Source organism: Paenibacillus hemerocallicola, assembly GCF_006265175.1.
In the GTDB taxonomy this organism is placed as follows: Bacteria; Bacillota; Bacilli; order Paenibacillales; family NBRC-103111; genus Paenibacillus_AB; species Paenibacillus_AB hemerocallicola.
In genome coordinates this window covers 1-18,859 of the sequence record NZ_VDCQ01000065.1, presented here as the reverse complement: position 1 = coordinate 18,859, position 18,859 = coordinate 1, and the positions used below count along the sequence as shown (strand labels likewise).

Below are 18,859 nucleotides of genomic sequence, written 5' to 3'. Positions count from 1 at the left end.
CCCGTCGGCGTTCCCCGCGTAGCTGAGTGTAGATCTAACTAATTAACGATGGAAACTCCGACTTTGCGCCTTCGCTCCAGTTCCCGTTCAAGGCTTTCCTTTCCTCTATCCATCGCCCAGTAATGGTTCGACTGAAACATCGGCTTCATAATCGGAGACAAATATTTGAGTATCGGCTTTTCGGCGTTCACATACCAATCGAATTGTACGTTTACATATTCCCCCTCCTGCTCAAACCTCCATGTTCCGTGGCCGACCATATCACCTGAAGCCTTCAATGACAAGGAGTGCGGCGCATGTTCGGTCGTTTTGTACGATTTCCAGCGCAGCTTGTACGGCAGCTTAGCCTTTGAAAGGATAGCGTACACCTCGTTGCCCGTCTCCTCGTCCGTTCCTGCCTCCTGTATATTCAAGTACACATCGGGCCACCAACGCTGGTAATCCTTGAAATTTGAACAAATCTCATAAACTTCCCAAATGTCTCCCTTGATCCGCCAATTCGTAGGCATAAAATATTGGTTCGCGGCCATAATTTCCTCCAGTGTCCATTTATAAAAAAATCGTATTTAGCCAAAAAATATTCCCAAACATAGCTCCGAAAGCAATCGGATTTCATCCGCTAACTCCACGCCAAGTTCCGCCACAAGTCGCGCTGCATATGCATTCTGTTAATATGGCATTTATATTCCACTTTTTTTCTGCGTTACTTCCAATTATAACCTATATCTTAAATTTTGTGATTAAAACTATGCTGCCCGCTAGTTCAGCGAAGGCTGCCAATATGCACCGGCAGCCTGCTGTCAGGGTGCTTTCGTCCCTCTTAGCGAAGTGAATCCTGGCTACATCAACTGATTATCTATGTAGTTCATTCTCATCTAAACCAACCCCATGTTATAATTTGGAAGGAAGAGGGGGATTATTGTTGGAGCAAAACAATAAATTTGATGCAGACTGGGATCTTGTTAATAAATTGGATAGATTGGCTATCGGCTACTTAAAGGATGGTTTAAGTCCAACAGAAACACAATTGTTAATTCTCAATTCTGAATTATTTAAAGAATGGAAATCGACTGAAAGATGCTTTGATGTTCATTTTCATAACATTTCACGTTTTGAAGATATATTGTCAAACGTAGAATTTGATAATTATGTAAACATGCTGAAAAGAATTGCTTTCGAAACGATGCAGGATAAGGCTATCTCATATGAAAATGAGTTATATACAAATTATTACGGGCCGATCGTACATGATATTAATTCAGGTCAAACATATGACAGGCTTTTTCATCAGGTGGGCATAAATATTCCCCCATATGAATTAGGAATCGAAATAGGTCGATTTTGTAAGTTGATGAAATTTGACAAGCCGATTGGCTCATTGGAATTCTTGGCATTGTTTACAAACAACGCAAGTGGACTTCCTAACATTGAAATAGAAAAATTACAAGAAATATCGGTAAAAGCATCTATACTTGAGGAATTCAAAAATGTATTTATATTAAAATATAAAAATTAACTTTTTCTGCGGACAATATTGAGAATACCTAAGCCATAAGAATTAAGAATAATATCAACCTCTCTTCAACGGTGATTTGACGAATAAGACATCAACCATCCTGCCAATAGTTGAATAGGGGCAACACGGCCCCGGGCAGTGGACAAGAACATATATCCTTAAAATAAAAAATCCGCGAACTACGCGAATTCCAAAGCATACAAGTTCTTGTCCCTCGACGAGGGCCGCATCCACTTTTCGTTCGATCTTCCCGGTTCGGACGCGGTCTGGGCATTGGCCATAGGCTCGGATGGCCATGTGTATTTCTCGGGCACAAGCGATGGCAAACTGTCGGCTATCTTGCAATATTAGGATACCGTGCCGGCGGCATCGATCCAAGCGGTACCGTTCCACCAGATCGGTTTGCCGAGCGTATTGTCAAACCACGACATATGAACGTACCGGCCTGTTACGGGTCTCTCCGACGAAGGACCATACATGGATGCCTCAGAATAATAAGGCAAAAACTCGCCATCCGCCACACTATAGTGGGACTGAATCCCGTTCAACACCTGTTTTCCGACAACACTCGATATTGCCGGGAGCGAACAGTTCGTGCATTTGACAGGAAGATGCACGTAACCCGACAGAACGTTTCGATCAAGCGCGATGCCGGAGAAAACGGACCACCCTATGTTATTGCTGGTCATCCCGATCGCCGCGTTCATATTGTTAGACGAATCGCCAATTATATTGCCTATCACGATCAGGTTGCGAGACACTTGTTGTAAAGTTAACGCAGTTATCGAAATCCCTCTTGAAAAATTGCTTAGTGCCGTAGGAGAATGGATTCGATTGTCCAGAAGATAACACCATTCGCTTGCGTACATCGTAATTCCGCTTCCGCCTTGAGCGTTTCCAAACCGGTAAATATGGTTGTTTTGAGCAGTGGCATAAGAAGCGGTGTGGAGCTGGATTCCCATCCCCGATCCGCTAATTCGATTTTCCCGGACAAATAGGGGCACATTGCATTTATCGAGATGAATTCCGATCGTATTGGATACGGGATTGCCCTCGACAAACCCGTTCTCGTATACGTCGTTATCCGCAATTACAATATCGGAGTACTTGCCGCCAGCGGAATTATTTATCTCCTTGACCAGCAGTCCTTTGGAAGAGGCAGGCGCCGTCCGGTGATTATTTCGATAAATGCTGTTGCTCCGGAACGCAATGTGCTCCACGATCGTAGTGGCGGAATTGGCCCATCCGATGATCTGTCCTCCTACGTTGTTATCATGAAGGATGTTGTTTTCCACTGCAACGTTTCTCACGATCCATTGCTCGCCCGGATTGATGCCACGATTCGGCTCAATATCGATCCCGGCCCCTAATGTCGATACCCATGCATGATGGCCGTGAATTTCATTATTTTTGATCCATACGCCGTCGGCATGAATAATCGAAATCCCGTTACGTCCGTTATTTTGAATTTCATTGTCGACAATCGTGATTTGCCGGTTTACATTTCCCTCTCCCACCACGAAAAACTGTCCAGCTACCGCAGCTCCGTCCCCGCTTGCGCTTGTTAGCTTGCACCCTCGAATCGTCACGTTTCGGGAGTTGATTAATTTAATGGCATGATGGCTTTCGGCCATATCGAAAGGATTGCTGTTGTCGCTCGATTGATTTTCCCGATTCCCGTCTAAAGTCAAACCTGTAATGGTTACATTTTGCTTGCCGTCGAGTTGAACCATCGTGCAGTTCGAGTTCGCTTTCAAGCATATGGATGCATGGCCGATACCGATCACGATGATGTTCGATGGCAGTTCAATCGTACTCGAAATCAAATAGCTCGCTGCTGGTTTCGGTATGACGAGTATCCCGTTCTCAGCGGCAGTGACGGCAGCTTGAATCGCCGAAGTGTCGTCAGTCGCGCCATCGCCGCAAGCATTGTAAGGAGCGGCTGTCACATCGACAATGAAGCTGCCGATGGGCGGTATGGTTCCGTACACATTTTCGGTAACAGTCCCCCTCCATTCGGCAAATCCCACATTTTGATTCAGTAAGGTTGTCCCCGCAATGGTCGCGGCTCCTCCGGCAGCCAAGTAAGACAGCAGTTTCCTTCTGGTCAACCGGCTGTGTCCGGTTACGCGAACCTGTTCATCCCTAACCGTGTCAAGCGACTCTTTCTCCACAAACTTCACTCCCTACTATTCGTATGATTCACGTAAGAATGCAAAGTCGTAACGTCCCGATTTCAAACCGAGCTCGACAGTGTCGCCATTCCATGCGCAGGACGTTACGCCTTCAATGCCCTCGCATGAATTACCACACACCCGTATCACTTCGCCCGATTCTTCAATTCGCAAAGCTTGGGCGCCGAAGCCCGGCTCGATGATTAGCCTGCCGGCCATGCCAATCGGAATCGAAACATGGATACGTAATTGTACCTTATCGCGGCACTGGCGCTCCCAGCGAATAAACAGCTCCCCGTACACGGTTGTGACGGTTGCCTCCGCAAATGTGAGATCATCCGGCATATAAGGCCGCAGTTCCACATCGCGAAAACCCGGCGAACGCTGCCGGATTCCGGCCACATATTCCTGCAGCAGCCGCAGCGGATAGCTGTTCCAGGCATGACAATGGGAATTTATATCGTCCCAGCCTTCCCACATCGTTTTTGCGCCGCTGCGGATCATATATCCCCAGCCGGGATAATCCGGGCTGGCGATCATACGGTAAGCCTTCTCCTGCTTCCCCCCTTCGAACAACGCTCGAAGAAGCGGCAGTGACAAAACGGTCCGGCTCTCCCATTTCATCTCGGCTATCGTCTCCAGCGCGCTGCTCACCGCCTCCTCCGGAACGAGCCTTGCATATACGGCCAAACCGTTTACCCCTTGATGATAGTTTGGAGATTGGAATCCGTCGCGGAACAAGCCGGTCTCCCGGTCGAATAAAGCCTCAACGATGGAAACGCGCAGCTTTCCGGCCATCCGCTCGTACGACTGTGCTTCTATCGGCTTCCCAAGCACGAGGGCCATGTCCGCCATCGCCTCTGTCGCTTGAACGAGCTTGATGTTCTGAACGGTTAGAAACGGCGCTGTCTGTTGGACGGTTGAATACGGCCAGTCGCTGATTTGCCACGGGCGATCGGCTGGCACAAGTCCCGTTTTTTCATCCAATCCAGCCCAATAATGATCGACCATCCGCTTGGCGGTCTCAAAACAAGCGGCAATTATTCTTATATCCCCATAGGTATAGTATGTTTTCCACAAAAGCGTACAATAGTGCAAATCCCATTCGGGAATTTGCTTGTTGAAGGCAGGGTTGTCGAAGTTGGTCGGATACACGTACGGAAACGACCCATCCTCTAATTGTCCGTCCGCAAAATCAACAAGCGTCTTTGTCAAAATAGGCCGCGCATCAAAGTTGTACAAAAGCGTCTCCGCTTGCAGATCGACATCCGCTAAATATTGCGCTTGCTCCCGATGGGGACAATCGGTCGCCTGACCTAGCGTATTGTTCTTGAGCGTTTGGATACACGCTTCTGCCATCTCGTTCAGCAGCTCGTTTGAGCAGCGGAACGAGCCATGCTCCCTCATCGCCGTATGCGCAGATGCGATCCACAGATCGGCGCCTGGAACAAGCCGGTCCGTATGATGCGTCGCCTCCACATAACGAAATGCTTTGTAAGATAAATCCGGCTGCCATACTTGAGGCTCTTCTACTCCAACTGTGTAGCGGTCGTAATAATGATCGGACTTCTCGTTGCAAACATTATGCTTAACGAAGCCTTGCTCGTCCAACTGTTCGGCATACCGAAGCTGCACGGTCGCTCCGACTGTTCCCGCAAGACGTAATCGTGGCCAACCGGACACGATCTTGCCGGCATCGAACACTTGGCGAACCGTTTGGCGCTCCGAGCCCGGCTTCTGTGCTTCTCCGGACACCGCGTCACAATACAATTCGGCGGGTACGATCAGTTCCTCGATTTCCCCCTCCGGCAATTCTTGACCAACCATCGGCCAATCTCCGATTCTTGAATCCGCCGGCACCGCCTTTTCGCACTTGTCCGACTCGAAACCGACACGCATCCAGCCATGATCCAGCTTTCCGGCGTCGAAGTCTTCGATCGCGGATATTCGCCTGTTTTGCTGGTAGGGCGTACCAATCCGATGTGGAGCATCACGAATCGTTTCCCATGTCGTATCGGTTTTGAAGACATCCGTCGCTCCATCCGTGCAGACCACATGCAACTGCAGCCGAAATCCTGGCACCCCATTCACGTAATTTTGCCCGCTGCCGCCCAAATAGTGCGCCACAGCGGCGATACAGTTTGGGCCAGCCGCCAATAATGAAGTCACATCGTAGGCGGTATAATATTTGCGTCTCCACGGATTCGTCGGAGCGGGGGTGACATACCCGCCGACTTTTCCCCCGTTCAGATAAAAATTGGCTGAATTGTGCGCGGAAACAAATAATCTGGCCGTACGAATGCTACCTCGGATGTTAAGTTCTTTGCGGAAATAGGCGAAGTCATTGCATACGACCTCCGGATGGCTCCAAATCCATTCGGACTGCCACTCGTGCGTAAGCAATCCGGTGCCGAATCGGGCTGGAACACTTTCCGACATCTGTTCCCTGTCCCATACCCTGACACGCCACCAATAAAGAGACGCACTTTCCAAGGCCGGCCCCGAATATGTCGCATACGTCTCTTGAAGTTCGACCTTGCCGCTATCCCAAACCGTCCTAGCTCCTTCATGCACAGGTGATTCCTTGTCAAATAATTGAACCTGGTAAGCTGTCCATTCCTTCGCCCGGCCTTCGCCTAGTAATCGCCAGCTAAACACGATGTCGCCCGGATTCGCAGACATCGGCTCGGCAGTGCCATTTACGCGAAGATCGATTATTTGAAACATCAGCTCCACTTCCTATCTCCGTTAATCGTCTCTATCTAGATTCTATTTGTTCATCTGGGCCATGTCGGCCAGCTTCTTCTGTGCCTGCTCGCCCGCTTGTCTCAAGCCTGTATTGATGTCAATTTTGCCCGTTTGCAGTTGAATGCCCATCGACCCGTAAATGGTAACCAGTTCGGCATCATAAGTCCCTTTCGGAAGGAAAGACGCAAATTTGTTATAGTACGCTGCCTGCCAATTCTTATCCTTGTACGACGTTCCTTGTCCCAGCTGCTTCCGTACGGCATCGTCGGTCAGAACGGTCATATCGCCTCTCAGCGCCAACTCGGCCTGATATTCGTCGGAAACGATATATTTCAAAACTTCCATGGCCGCATCTTTATTTTTGGCCATATTCGTGATGCCATAATAGCTCGGGTAGGATTGCGACCCGATTCCCGGGCGGTCGCTGAATACCGGGAGCGACACGACATCATAGTTCACCTGATCTCCCCATGCCCCCATTAAACCTTGGATGTACACGTACATCGCGACATTTTTCGATTTGACAAATTCGTTGCTGCCCGGAATTTTACCGGTCGACTGCAAATACTGCGCATAACCGGGCTCCTGAACCGGATCAAGGAATAATGTTTGGAAAAATCGGCTCCAGCGGCTGTCCTGATTAATGGTAGGCGTATTGGTTTTCAAGTCTGCATTCGGAATGGAGAGCTGGTTCATTCGGATCGTATGAAGCGGCGAATGCGTAAACCCGAAATATTGCGTCCCCTGGTCGGTGCGGGATAGTTTCTTGGATAGTTCGCTTGTTTGCTCCCAAGTCATTCCGTCCTTCGGATACGGGACACCGAACTTATCGAACAAGTCCTTGTTGTAATATAAAAGCAAGTTGTTCGTTATGACAGGAAGCGCATACATTTTGCCATTGGATGTTTGCTTGAGCGCATCGATGACGGTCGGCTCGAATCGATTCAGATCCACCTTATGCTTCGCGATCAACTCGGACATGTCATATTCAATGCGATTCGGGAACACATGCCCCTCATAATTGCCGATCGTCTGGTAGAAAATATCGAATCGCGTCCCCGACGCCAGCAGCTCCTCTATCGAGTTGCCTTTCGTCGATTGAATGTACTTGATCGTATAGTCCGGAAACTTTTTGCGCAAAGAGGTGCCCAGCCTTTGGTCAAAGCCTTCTACGGAATCATTGTTAGTCGAATAAAAAACAATTTCGACCGGTTCTTTCGGAGCATTGGATCGATTTTCGTCCTTTTGACCCTCTCCACTCTGCGTTCCAGCTTGACTGCAAGCGGTTATACTCCCGACCACTACCAACATTGCGATTGTTTTACGGAGTAACAGTTTCATTTCCGATAAGCGCCCCCTTCATTATTTATAAATCGTTTTTCTGTACGCCCCTGGCGGGCATCCGACAATACGATGGAACAAGCGGCTAAAAAAGGCCGGGTCCTCGTAGCCGACCATGGAAGCTACATTAATCACTTTTTCTGCCTGATCCTCAAGCAGATACTTCGCCTTCTCAATCCGAATCTGATGGAGCAGCTCGATTACACTCATGCCCATTTGCTCCTTCATGAGCCTGTTCAGCTTTCGTTCACTGATGTTGAATACGTTTACCAAAGACGTCAACGTTATTTTTTCCCCGTAATTCCTTTCCAGAAATCCGCGTATCCGTCTCGCCATCACTTCTCGCTCGCCGTAATTAACGTTGTGTCCTTTCGTTTGGTGCAGATTGTAAATACGCGATAAAAAAATTTGCAGCTCGATCATCTTTAATCGAATGATCGCATCGAAGCCCGGAGTCCGATGCTCGAATTCGGCCATCATGCTATCCATAATGACCAGCATCGTTGCCGCGTACGGACCGCTCAAATTAAGCCGATGGTGGAAGCGCTCTTCTTTATTGAGAAAAGGCTGCACGTAGAAAAAATCCATTGACCTCGATATGCCAAGTTCACGCAGCAGTCCCTCCTGGATGAGCGAAGGCATAAACAGACAGTTAATAATTTCGATCTGCTGCTCGTCCTCGTAGTCGTACGCATGCACCTCTCCGGGATTGATGATGAATACATCGCCGGCGCGAATGACGTATCGCTCGCCCTCAAAGCAATGCATCGCTTCTCCCCTCACGACATATACGAGCTCTACAAACTCGTGGCTATGTTCGATTGGAGTTGCGTTTCGATTTTGGGCGAACCGTTTCATCCAGAACGGAAACTCTTGGCCCATGAATTTGCTGCTTTTCAAATGCTTCTCCATTTCCTTTTCTTTCTCACCCCCGAAACATCGGATATATTGCATTTCCAGCTCTATTATATATGGCCGGATCGATAGGCTTCATTGCTCATTCCGTCATCAGGATGGTCAATTCCGCCAATGATCGATGGCAATCTGCATCCATCATCGACCGTGAGAGTGGCGAGATTATTACAATGTACGTTTTTGTTGGCGTGCTTTCCTACAGCGGGGCTTGCCACACAATTCGGTTATGAATATAAGTTCTTGTCCAGATACGGCAAAGGATATATGTTCTTGTCCTGAGCCGAGGACAAGAACATATATCCTTAAAATAAAAAAACGCCATCTATGCGGATTCTTAAGCATGCATGTTCTTGTCCCTCGACAAATTGTATGTTTTTTCTCATATTTTGTTACACAATATATAGGTTTTATTTCGATCATCAAATAAATAAGAGTTCTTAAAGTCCCTGCTTGTTCAATGACTAACCCCAGATCAAATGATTTGATTTGGGGTTGTTTTGTATCATTATTGCTTTAATTTTGTTTCGCAGGACCCGACGTAGTGGTCTGCGTTATTGAACTAACGTCTCCGTTAGCGTAACAAATGTGTGTGCATCGGCTTGGTTGAATCATTCATTAATGTCGCGTTTAACGTGAGTTTCCCCCCAGCCTGATAGCGAGCTCATAATAGGAATCAGGGTTTTGCCGTAATCACTAAGAGAATATTCAACTTTAGGAGGAATTTGCGGAAATACGGTTCTAATGATGACACCGTTATCTTCCAGCTCCCGAAGTTGTTGTGTGAGTACTTTTCGTGTTACTTGCGGCAAAGCGTTTTGTAATTTTCCAAAACGTTTGGTTCCGCCGATCAGGTGCCGGAAGATATGAGGTTTCCACTTCCCGCCGATTACGGCCAGAGCGGCTTCGACAGGACAATAACTTTTCTCCTCGTCCATATTCATTCAATCCTCCTACTGTATCTTAATGGATACCATGTTACTCCAAAGTGCGTTCTTGTGAGCATGCTGCTCAAGAAATTATAATTCAAGCAACAAACGCAAGACAAGCCGAGCTTGCATTGTTGAAGGAGAGTATTGAAGAGAATCTTAGAGACAAAGGAGAGATTTTAAAAATGTCAAAAATATTGATGAAGGCCGTACGCGTTAATGAATATGGTGACTCAGGTGTACTGAAATTGGAAGATGTGGAACGTCCGGAGCCGCAATCTGGGGAAGTTCTTGTCCGTGTTGCATATGCGGCAGTGATTCCACTGGATTGGAAGATACGCAGTGGAATACTGAAGGATGTATTTCCCCAGACGCTGCCTTATACTCCAGGAGCAGTTGTATCCGGCATTATTGAGTCCGTAGGAGACGATGTAACGGAATTTGAAGCAAGAGATCATGTCTTCGGCAAAATGAAACAATCCTATTCAGAGTATGGGATCGTGTCAGTCTCTGAACCCTATTCATTATTAAACGGGTTATTGCATGTGCCGGAAAATCTCAAGCTTGAAGATGCTGCGACGATTGGAGCTGGCGCCGAATCAGCTTGGAAAGCTTTGTTCACAGAAGGAAACCTGAAATCTGGGCAGACCGTTCTGATACATGCTGCGGCTGGTGGGGTAGGACTATTTGCTGTTCAGCTTGCGAAATGGAAGGGAGCCAAGGTGATCGGCACCGCTTCAATCGAAAATCTCGATTATGTGAAATCATTGGGCGCGGATCAGGTGATCGACTATAGGACAACTCCGTTCGAAGAAGTCGTAAAAGATGTCGATCTGGTAGTAGATACAGTCGGAGGAAGTACGCAAGATCGTTCATGGTCGGTATTGAAACCGGGAGGATGCATCGTCTCATTAGCGCAGCCGCTCTCCCAAGAGAAAGCACGCGAATTCGGGGTTACAGCCAAACATAGCACCGCGGCTCCTACGTATGATGATAATAAAGCGATAGCACAATTGCTCGCGGATGGCGTAATCAAAGCGGAAATTGACAGCGTATACCCGCTGAGCGAGGTAAAGGAGGCACACTTGCGAAGCGAAGGCAGGCATAGTCGTGGAAGAATACTATTGAGCGCCAACCCCATTTAATGTAATTTGCAAAAAAACGCCAAACCTATGGCGGCATTAATTGGTAATTGGCGGACACCTACAAAGAATGTTTGGCCAACAGGGCAGCGATACGGTCCATAGGATATAAGGATGTTTCTGATATTCTCTTTTTTCAGCCCGCCAGCTCTTCGAATTCACCTTGACCAGACTGACGGCTGGCATGCCTTTAGAAGGTGTATACTAGCTATTCCTGCGAGATACTTCGTGATGAACCCAGTTATGTGCGTATTCGTTCCCGTTGGTAGACTGAGGGCGTTGATCTAACGCGGTTTCGAGTTTGAAAATCGTCAACTTTTGAAAAATAAGTTTTAGACTGATCCATAAAATGCAGCAGCGGCAGACCAAGACTTGATAAATATAGTCTTAGACTGCCGCTGTTATTTCATTCAACTAACGTACCCGTTAGTTGAACAAGTTGGTACTGGAATTGTCTGAATATATACTATCAAGAAACTCGATTGAGACGCGTTCAGCTTCCATTTTAGGTACAATCTCTGAAGCTGTACGTAATCGTTGATATATCTTAATCGTGTTTTTTAGCGCGTGGTAGCAACTTTCGAAGCTGTGGAAAGGAATCGTTCCTTTAAGTTCTTCCAGTTCTTTTGAAGCGTATTTCTCGAGCTTTCGAACCCCTCGCGGAGAATGGCCGTTGCGAATGAGAACCAACGGCCCTAACACAGCATTTCGAATAAATGTTAGGTGATCGATCAGTTCGAACAACTCGCCCCTCCCTAATTTAGTCGCACCATAATGCACCCATACCCAGAAACGATCCTCAATCCATTGAGGATCAGGGAAAGGGAAAGTCAGGGTTGTTTTGCTGAGTATCGTTGTAATATCAGAACCTCTCTCCCAAAGAATCAGCGGGTTCTCGATTCGTATTTTGAGCTCCTCCACTTGAACAAACTTAAGATCGACATGAAGAGGTGCTGGGCCATATAAACAAATAAGCAATCTGGGTTCTCCGACATGCTCGCCGGTGAATGCCGAAAGTAAGTTACCGAGCCCTTCTGCGATACGGAGTCGTTGTTCCATGATCTCATTTCGAAAAGCGTAATTGTAGACGATTATTAAATCCAGATCACTGTACTCATCCATTGCTCCGTGTATCATGGAACCGCCTGCAAGGAGACCTGTAAGTCGATAATCTTGTCTTACATACTCTATTGCCTGTTCAATGAACCGTTCGTGTACAGGTAACTTCAATGCCATACACTCCTTAAATTGTGACCCAAAAATTGGGTATTACACAAAAATAACATTTACAATAAGTAACGTCAAATAGTATGTGAGCCCATATTCGATTACTGCACTATCCTGCCCGTTCGCACAGCAAAGCCGCCGATCGATCCGCCGGCAGCTCAATTGTTGAATCATTACACTATCATTACCCGCTAGGTGAGTAAAGGCAGCCGATCGTTTCGACTCTCCTACTTCCGACAACGTGTTTAGCCGAAACGCATGCGAATGATGCGATTGTGCAAAAAGAAACCCGCAGGCCAACAGACCGCGGGCTCAATTTTACATTTCGATTACACTCCAAAGCTTTCGACTCGTCGAACCCATAGACCCAATTGGCCATGAAAGGGAGGGTCACCTTATTAAAGGACATCGAGATGAGGCCTTTCCGGTGATTTAACTATCGTATCCTTTAGCTTAACAATCAGTTTGAAATTCACTTTCCTAAAAAGGTTCTGACAACACGCACTATTATTGTGATACCGCATGCTGCAAATAAAACAAAACCTATATAACGGAACACAGTCTCAACATGATCTAAAATGCCACTCCAAAAAACGAAATGCGGTATAGGCATTAGTAGCAGAACGCTTCCGACTACAAAGCCGTAGAAAAAGATCCGAGTGTTATCATTACTCATTTTCATAGCCACCTTCCCAAGAGATTGTAGCTGAAGTTGTTGAATTATCGTATCCGTTAGCGCAACGGAGGTCATGGTTTATTCGCGGGCGGTGAGGCCGTTTCGCGCTTGTCGGCATATGCCGCCTGAACCGACTGTTTTAATTCGCCATAGAGCGGATCCTTTTTCTCTATACGCCGCTCCAGTTTGTCTTTGCGATCAAGATTATATTTGCCCTGATGGAACGCCACGGTTCGGAAGCTGTCATGCTCAGGTGCTTCCGCTAAATAGAGCAAATAGGATGTACCCGAAACCAGCTTCGAATAATAGTTGCCATTGTAAACCGTTTGCTTCGGAAACATCGCCCGTCCTTTCATCCAATATTGTTCTAACACCGTTATCTTTTCGCCGGGCTGCAACGATCCGCTCTCATCCTTTAGTACCTCTTCGATCGTTACTTTCGTTTTTGTATAGTGATCATACGGAAGGTCGTAAGGCGCGGCATCAGCGGTTGCTGACGCTTTGACAATGACCGGGGAAGCTTCAGCAAGCTCTGCCGCCGTCTGAAACCGCTCATAGTCGATCTCTTTTAGATACGTATACCCGAACAAGTGATGCATGGAGTACACCACAACGACCACAAATGCGATTAGGTTGGTGACCAGAATGCCTACAGCGCCCCAGAACATTCGCTCTTTCTGATAACGCACCCACCTTTTCCACATGCTGAATCCCCCCCCCTCCTTCCCCTTCTTGAAAGGCGCGCTCGAATGAGTCCAGGCTATAAACTGAATATGGTTTTATGTTTGGATGTTTACTTATAAAAATCAGCGATTTCCATCGCCACGCTATCGTGCCCGTTAGTGTAGCGAGGCTGCCGATCGTTCTTTTACTAATGTGAAGCTCTAATAATACATACATCACCGTACTATCTGCCGTTACTGGAAATAATTTGATTTACTGTTCGTAACGCAGAAGAGATCGCACCTTCAATCCAACCGGGAAAAAGACTTGTATTATCGCCAGCAAAGTAAATTCTACCCTGTTCGGAAGACAGTATTGGGAGCATTCGAATCATCTGTTTCGGCTTATACCAAGCATACGCACCGCGGGAGTAAGGATTATGATCCCAAGAAAAGACCGTCCCACCTTCATAATTATTCGACAATTCAGGAAGCACCTGTTTGATTTCTGATACAGCTGAATTAATATTACCAGCTCTAGATATTTCTCGTGCCGATTCACCGGAGGAGTAGGAACAAATTAACCCCCTCCTTGATGTCGTTTGAGTGAAGGTAGCATCAAGCAACCATCCAATTTTCAGATCTGTATTTACTGTAGCAAAGGAACTTAAGTTATGCCAGAATCTAGTTCGGCTTTGTATGACGGTACGCGTAACGGAGGTAGAAAGTTGATTTTGAATAACATCATTTTTTTCTTTGCTAAGTGGCGGAGAAAAATCAATTGTACGCAGCACTGTAGAGGGAATGGCCACAACGACCCGATCACAGCAGATAGTGAAAACTTCGCCGGAATTATTAAATTGGATAGTTACTCCTTTATTACTTTGTTCAATATGCGTCACAGCACATCCATAACTGATATTAGAGCCAATTGTAAGGGCAAGCTTTTTCGGTAATTGATCCATTCCACCTACTATAGTCTGTGTACTTCTTTCGGAACTGGTCATTTTTAGGTCAAGCAGTCGCTGAAATGCAGATACTTTGCGAATACCATCACCTAACATCTGCATATATCCAATTTCAAACAGCTTAATCGCACCCGAAGATGCTCCTTGACCTTTAAGATATTCTTCCATTGTCATTGAATCGAGCTGTAGCGCTTGTTTTGTGGGCCAGCCCGGCAAAAAAGGATTACCCGTTGCTGTAAGCCCCGGCTTAAGATACTTTTCCAAGATTCCCGCATATCCTAAAATTCTTTCCTCGGCTGTAAGTGAAACAGGCCATTGTGCAGGTTCATCCGGAGAATCTAATATTAATCTCCCGTTGATATATGACAAACTTCTATTGGGGACTGGTAAATTTACTAATTGAACCCCGACTTGCTGGGCATAACTCAATGTGAGAAAATGATGCGCTCCAATGAAGGCAGCCCCCATTTCACAAAACATTCCGTCGGCAAATTGATCCCGCATTGTGTATATGCGACCACCCGGTTGACTATTTGCCTCTAATAATCGCACGTTATATCCTTGTTTCATAAGCTCCAAAGTGCATACCAACCCCGCCATCCCTGCCCCAATAACTACAATACGCTCAGGAAAACGACCTATCACCATAAGTCCGATTCCTCCAAATCTTACTTTATATACATCATGCTTTTTTATAATTCTTTAGTTCATTGGCACTTCTTATTATCCTATGCTGTCCGTTAGTTGAGCGAGGCAGCCGATCGATTCGGGCCTGTTGACAAAAGCCAATTTTGCGAAAATTGACTTTTAGAAACCCAGTGTTTATGCGGGTTTTCAAACGTCAATTTCTTTAAAAAGGTAATTTGTCAACAGGCCCCGATTCGCCGGCTGCCTCGTTATGTCGTAGTATTGAGCGGCGGCTTCGATAAGACAACCGCCGCTGCATACCTAGAAATAACGACGATACCGTTCTCGTCGATGGCATTAACCCCAATCTTCCCTCGACTTGCAAGCCTTTGAAAGAAAAAGCCGCGATTTACGCGGCAATGAGCGGGACAATGTTCATCTTTGAAACGCTTGCAGCGGCCCGGCATATGGCGCATGTTCGAATCGACATGGGTTCTCCGTTACCCGCGGGTCCTGCTGCTTGTGCAGCACCTCCATCAGCTCCACGTTCAGCTTCTTCTTGATGTCCGAATATTCCGGCCTGTCAGCCACATTCTCCATATAAAAAGGATCCTTCCGCAAATCGTACAGTTCCTCATACGGGCGTTTACCGAAGCCCAAACGGAACAGCGGCTTGATCTCCTCTTCATTTCGGTGATGAATCATCCATGCTTTAGTTGGGCTAGCATCCATTTCGGCGTAGGCGACTCCGGTTTTCCAATGCAAGTCCTCGTAGGAGGGAGGCACGGTATTCGGATTGTCCAAGCCGCGGGGAGCGCCCATTGGCCAGCGGTCCGGCTCAAAATTGATGATGTACAGATATTCCTCAGTCCGAATGGCCCGCTGCGGATAAGGCAACTCGCCTTTGCGAGCGGAGCTGACATGCCTCTCCCGGCCGGTCACGACAAAGGTGCGCCCCGGGTCCACCTGACCGCTTATCTCGCTCAGCAGAACCGGCAGCAGGCTGCGTCCCGTCATCGATTCTGGAACCGGCATCCCCGCCGCCTCCAGGAAGGTCGGCGCCAGATCCATCAGGTTCACGAAGTCGTCGATGATCCGTCCCGGCTGGATATGACCCGGCCAACGCATAGCGAGTGCGACCTCGCAGCCGATATTGTACAGATTGCATTTGCCTCGCGGCATTCCGGGAATCCCGTGGTCCCCGCTCACGACGATCAGCGTCTCGTCGAGCTCGCCTAACTCCTCCAGCCGCTGCAGAATAATGCCTAGTCCGGTATCCAGCGCTTGGCATTCGCCCAAATAATCGCAAACATCCTCTCGAACCTCCGGAACGTCCGGCAAAAATGCGGGCAGCCGGCCCATGAGATCGTCTGGATTCAGCCCCCACAGCGCCTTGCCGGAACCCTGCTCCCACGTACGATGGGTATTGGTCGGACCCCACCAATAGCAAAACGGCTTTCCCTCCGGCCGGGATTCCATGAAAGAGTCAAAGTTCATTCGAACTTCGTCTAGAAGCTCTCGCTTGGCTGCTTCTATCCCGATCTCCTGCGCGCGCTTGGTGGCATGGTGAGAAAACTTGCCGAAGTTGGCGCCACCCGTTACATACGCGGTTCGCTTCCCGCCATACGGAGCATTGGCGGTTTTCCCGGGAGACCACACTTTGTAAGTGTGGCCGATGTGGTAGCCGTTTTTCTCCAGCTCAAGCGGATAAGTCGGAATCGTTTCGTCCCAGACGGCCCCGAGCAGAATGGCGCCGAGACCAGTCTGCCAAAAATATTGGCCGGACAGCAAGGAACTGCGGCAAGGTGTGCAGCTCGGCGCCGGAACGGAAGCATTCATAAAGAGCGCGCCTTCTCGGGCGATCCGATCGAAACTCGGAGTGGAGATAAGCTTATTGATAGAATCAGGTCCTTCGTGCTCGGCATAAATGCTGGCATAGCGTCCCCAGTCGTCGGCGAAAGCAAACAAGATATTCAAATCGAAATCACCTTTCCTTAGAAAGATTTTTACGTCTCCTCGGCAAAATAATCATTCAAAATCCTTACCTATACCACTCACCCACTAGTACAAGCATATTTATAGATTCATCCAGAAATACATTCTACAGTTATTTCCAAAATCCTTTGTCTTCTTCATTAGAGTGACTATTAAGCACTTCTGCCCGTTCCAAGCTACACGGGGGCTTGGCCCCTCCCGTGACCGGACGTACACCGGCTAGATGATGCGTGCTTCTTGGCACGCAGGTGAGAAAAGGCAGCCGATCTTTCCTGACCGGCCGCCTTCGTGTCTAATTGAGCTCTCGTTCCCCGTTAGCGTGATGGGATAGATTTTGTTTCATGAGTAGAGCGATTTTTTGCTCATCTGTGCTGCTGTTCTTCTCTAGTTGTTGAATGACGAGTTCCTGTCGTTGTTTTGAATGGTTTTGGCTTAATTTAGCTTTTCCTTCAATACTGCTTATTTTTATCTTAAAAGCCTGTATTCCTTTACTCATTCCATTGAGGAATTCTTGGTCTACATCCTGTAACTTGTAGGAACTATCCGCTGCTTCATACTTTAAAACCATGTCATTTAATGTAGTCATTAACTCATTTTCATCCTCAATGAATTCGACTTCCCCATATACATGTACGGTCACGTAATTCCATGTTGGCACGGATCTATTTGTTTCATACCAAGAGGAAGAAATGTAACAGTGAGGACCATGAAACACGGCCAAAACATCTTGATTTCTAATATCCTTCCATTGAGGATTTGGGCGGGCAAAGTGTCCATATAAGTATTGATGTCTAGGGTCAATAATTAATGGCAAGTGAGTTGCGTAAGGTTTGCCTTCATGTTGCGAAAACAGAGTAGCAAGCTGCTTTCTCTTATTATATTGTAGGCAATTGTTTCATCCGTAATTTTAAAATGCGAAGGTATATACATTGGTTCTCTCCCCCCGGAATACCTTAAATAATAAACAGAAAATTGGACCTGTAAAGATCCAATTTGTTTAAATTTATGTGGATCAATTCTTATAGTACATCTCTTCAACTACCCTGCCCGTTACTTCAATGAAAAAAGGGAGCAGTTGCCGCGGCGACCTGCTCCCGTCTATTTCCACTATCGTATCCGTTAGCGGAATGACCTGTCTGTAATCTATGGTACAGTTCACCGCGCTGTCCGAAATGGCAAGTTTTGACATCTAGACCCTCTTATTATAGATTATTATTGACATAATCATTTTATATATAGAAGTTGGGAGACTGGTAATGAAAACTACACATTCGACACCAAAACATAAGGTTATCATTCTGGTAACAGGGATGTCAGGTACAGGGAAAACATCAGCTCTGAACGAACTGGCTCGCAGAGGCCATCGAGTTGTCGACACGGATTACGATGGGTGGAGCGAGTATGGGGATGATTCCGGGTGGTTATGGCGCGAGGATCGCATCGAGAAGCTGCTCGCGGAACACACTGAAGGCGCTTTATTCATATCTGGCACTGTATCCAACCAGGTGAATTTTTACCCGAATTTCGATGCAATCGTGCTGCTGAGCGCCCCTCTGGAAGTCATCCTCGATCGTGTGGCTTCCCGTAGGACAAACGATTACGGTAAAACATCCGAAGAGCATGAAGAGATTATCCACTATGTCAAAACCGTTGAGCCTTTATTGCGATCCGGAGCTACTTATGAAATTGATACCCAGAAGCCTCTTGACCAAGTTGCAACAGAGCTGGAGATGATTGCCAACAAACAGACTTTCTAATGCAAAAATCTTGCCGTTACTTGTGGTACGGTTCTCCGTGCTGTCTGTAACGGCAAGTTTTAGGGCCATCCTTTTACCGGATGGCCCTTTCTTTGATCTCACTTTGTTCAACTAACGTACACCGTTAGCACAATGGCTTGGGATGGAATCGAACCGCCGACACAAGGATTTTCAGTCCTTTGCTC

At 47.2% G+C, this 18,859-nt stretch carries 13 protein-coding genes and 1 pseudogene; 3 read left to right on the top strand and 11 right to left on the bottom strand.

The genetic code is table 11. The features are described from left to right. Positions 1-38: 38 nt before the first annotated feature. The gene (locus FE784_RS32265) at positions 39-530 is read right to left on the bottom strand and encodes an SRPBCC family protein (protein ID WP_139606375.1); all 492 of its coding nucleotides are present in this window, start codon (positions 528-530) and stop codon (positions 39-41) included. A gap of 392 nt (positions 531-922) precedes the next feature. Between FE784_RS32265 and FE784_RS32260 the strand changes: the two genes are divergently transcribed. Continuing rightward, positions 923-1,516 (top strand): hypothetical protein, encoded by a 594-nt coding sequence (locus FE784_RS32260; RefSeq protein WP_139606374.1) that lies wholly within the window; start codon positions 923-925, stop codon positions 1,514-1,516. A 347-nt stretch (positions 1,517-1,863) separates the two neighbouring features. Here the strand turns inward: FE784_RS32260 and FE784_RS32255 are convergent, their stop codons facing one another. The 5 genes from FE784_RS32255 to FE784_RS32235 all read right to left on the bottom strand — a co-directional run bounded on the left by FE784_RS32255 (position 1,864) and on the right by FE784_RS32235 (position 9,629). Continuing rightward, the gene (locus FE784_RS32255; RefSeq protein WP_176706672.1) at positions 1,864-3,690 is read right to left on the bottom strand and encodes a right-handed parallel beta-helix repeat-containing protein; all 1,827 of its coding nucleotides are present in this window, start codon (positions 3,688-3,690) and stop codon (positions 1,864-1,866) included. A 15-nt stretch (positions 3,691-3,705) separates the two neighbouring features. Then, positions 3,706-6,417, bottom strand: coding sequence for a family 78 glycoside hydrolase catalytic domain (locus FE784_RS32250; RefSeq protein WP_139606372.1), 2,712 nt, complete (start codon positions 6,415-6,417; stop codon positions 3,706-3,708). 42 nt (positions 6,418-6,459) lie between these two features. After that, complete coding sequence (locus FE784_RS32245) at positions 6,460-7,578, bottom strand: ABC transporter substrate-binding protein (RefSeq protein WP_176706671.1); 1,119 nt, start codon at positions 7,576-7,578, stop codon at positions 6,460-6,462. 222 nt (positions 7,579-7,800) lie between these two features. Further along, entirely contained in the window at positions 7,801-8,691 is an 891-nt protein-coding gene (locus FE784_RS32240; RefSeq protein WP_176706670.1) for an AraC family transcriptional regulator, read from the bottom strand. A gap of 611 nt (positions 8,692-9,302) precedes the next feature. Next, positions 9,303-9,629 carry a winged helix-turn-helix transcriptional regulator gene (locus FE784_RS32235; RefSeq protein ID WP_139606411.1) on the bottom strand — a complete coding sequence of 109 codons (327 nt, stop codon included), beginning with the start codon at positions 9,627-9,629 and terminating at the stop codon, positions 9,303-9,305. Between the two features lie 176 nt (positions 9,630-9,805). On the opposite strand from FE784_RS32235, the gene FE784_RS32230 reads away from it, so the two are divergent. Further along, positions 9,806-10,765 (top strand): NADP-dependent oxidoreductase, encoded by a 960-nt coding sequence (locus tag FE784_RS32230; RefSeq protein WP_139606369.1) that lies wholly within the window; start codon positions 9,806-9,808, stop codon positions 10,763-10,765. Between the two features lie 423 nt (positions 10,766-11,188). On the opposite strand, the gene FE784_RS32225 is transcribed toward FE784_RS32230, so the two are convergent. The 5 genes and pseudogenes from FE784_RS32225 to FE784_RS32205 all read right to left on the bottom strand — a co-directional run bounded on the left by FE784_RS32225 (position 11,189) and on the right by FE784_RS32205 (position 17,847). Then, positions 11,189-11,992 carry an oxalate:formate antiporter gene (locus FE784_RS32225; protein WP_139606368.1) on the bottom strand — a complete coding sequence of 268 codons (804 nt, stop codon included), beginning with the start codon at positions 11,990-11,992 and terminating at the stop codon, positions 11,189-11,191. A gap of 744 nt (positions 11,993-12,736) precedes the next feature. Continuing rightward, positions 12,737-13,369: a hypothetical protein gene (locus FE784_RS32220; protein ID WP_139606367.1), complete on the bottom strand. Its 633-nt coding sequence runs from the start codon at positions 13,367-13,369 to the stop codon at positions 12,737-12,739. 203 nt (positions 13,370-13,572) lie between these two features. Next, a complete protein-coding gene (locus FE784_RS32215; RefSeq protein WP_139606366.1) occupies positions 13,573-14,943 on the bottom strand; it encodes a flavin monoamine oxidase family protein in 1,371 nt (456 codons plus the stop codon). 414 nt (positions 14,944-15,357) lie between these two features. Continuing rightward, positions 15,358-16,899 (bottom strand): sulfatase family protein, encoded by a 1,542-nt coding sequence (locus FE784_RS32210; RefSeq protein ID WP_218103846.1) that lies wholly within the window; start codon positions 16,897-16,899, stop codon positions 15,358-15,360. A gap of 310 nt (positions 16,900-17,209) precedes the next feature. Then, a pseudogene (locus tag FE784_RS32205) lies at positions 17,210-17,847 on the bottom strand (FMN-binding negative transcriptional regulator). Between the two features lie 326 nt (positions 17,848-18,173). On the opposite strand from FE784_RS32205, the gene FE784_RS32200 reads away from it, so the two are divergent. After that, on the top strand, positions 18,174-18,674 hold the full coding sequence (locus FE784_RS32200) for an AAA family ATPase (RefSeq protein ID WP_218103845.1): 501 nt from the start codon (positions 18,174-18,176) through the stop codon (positions 18,672-18,674). The last annotated feature ends 185 nt before the right edge of the window (positions 18,675-18,859 follow it).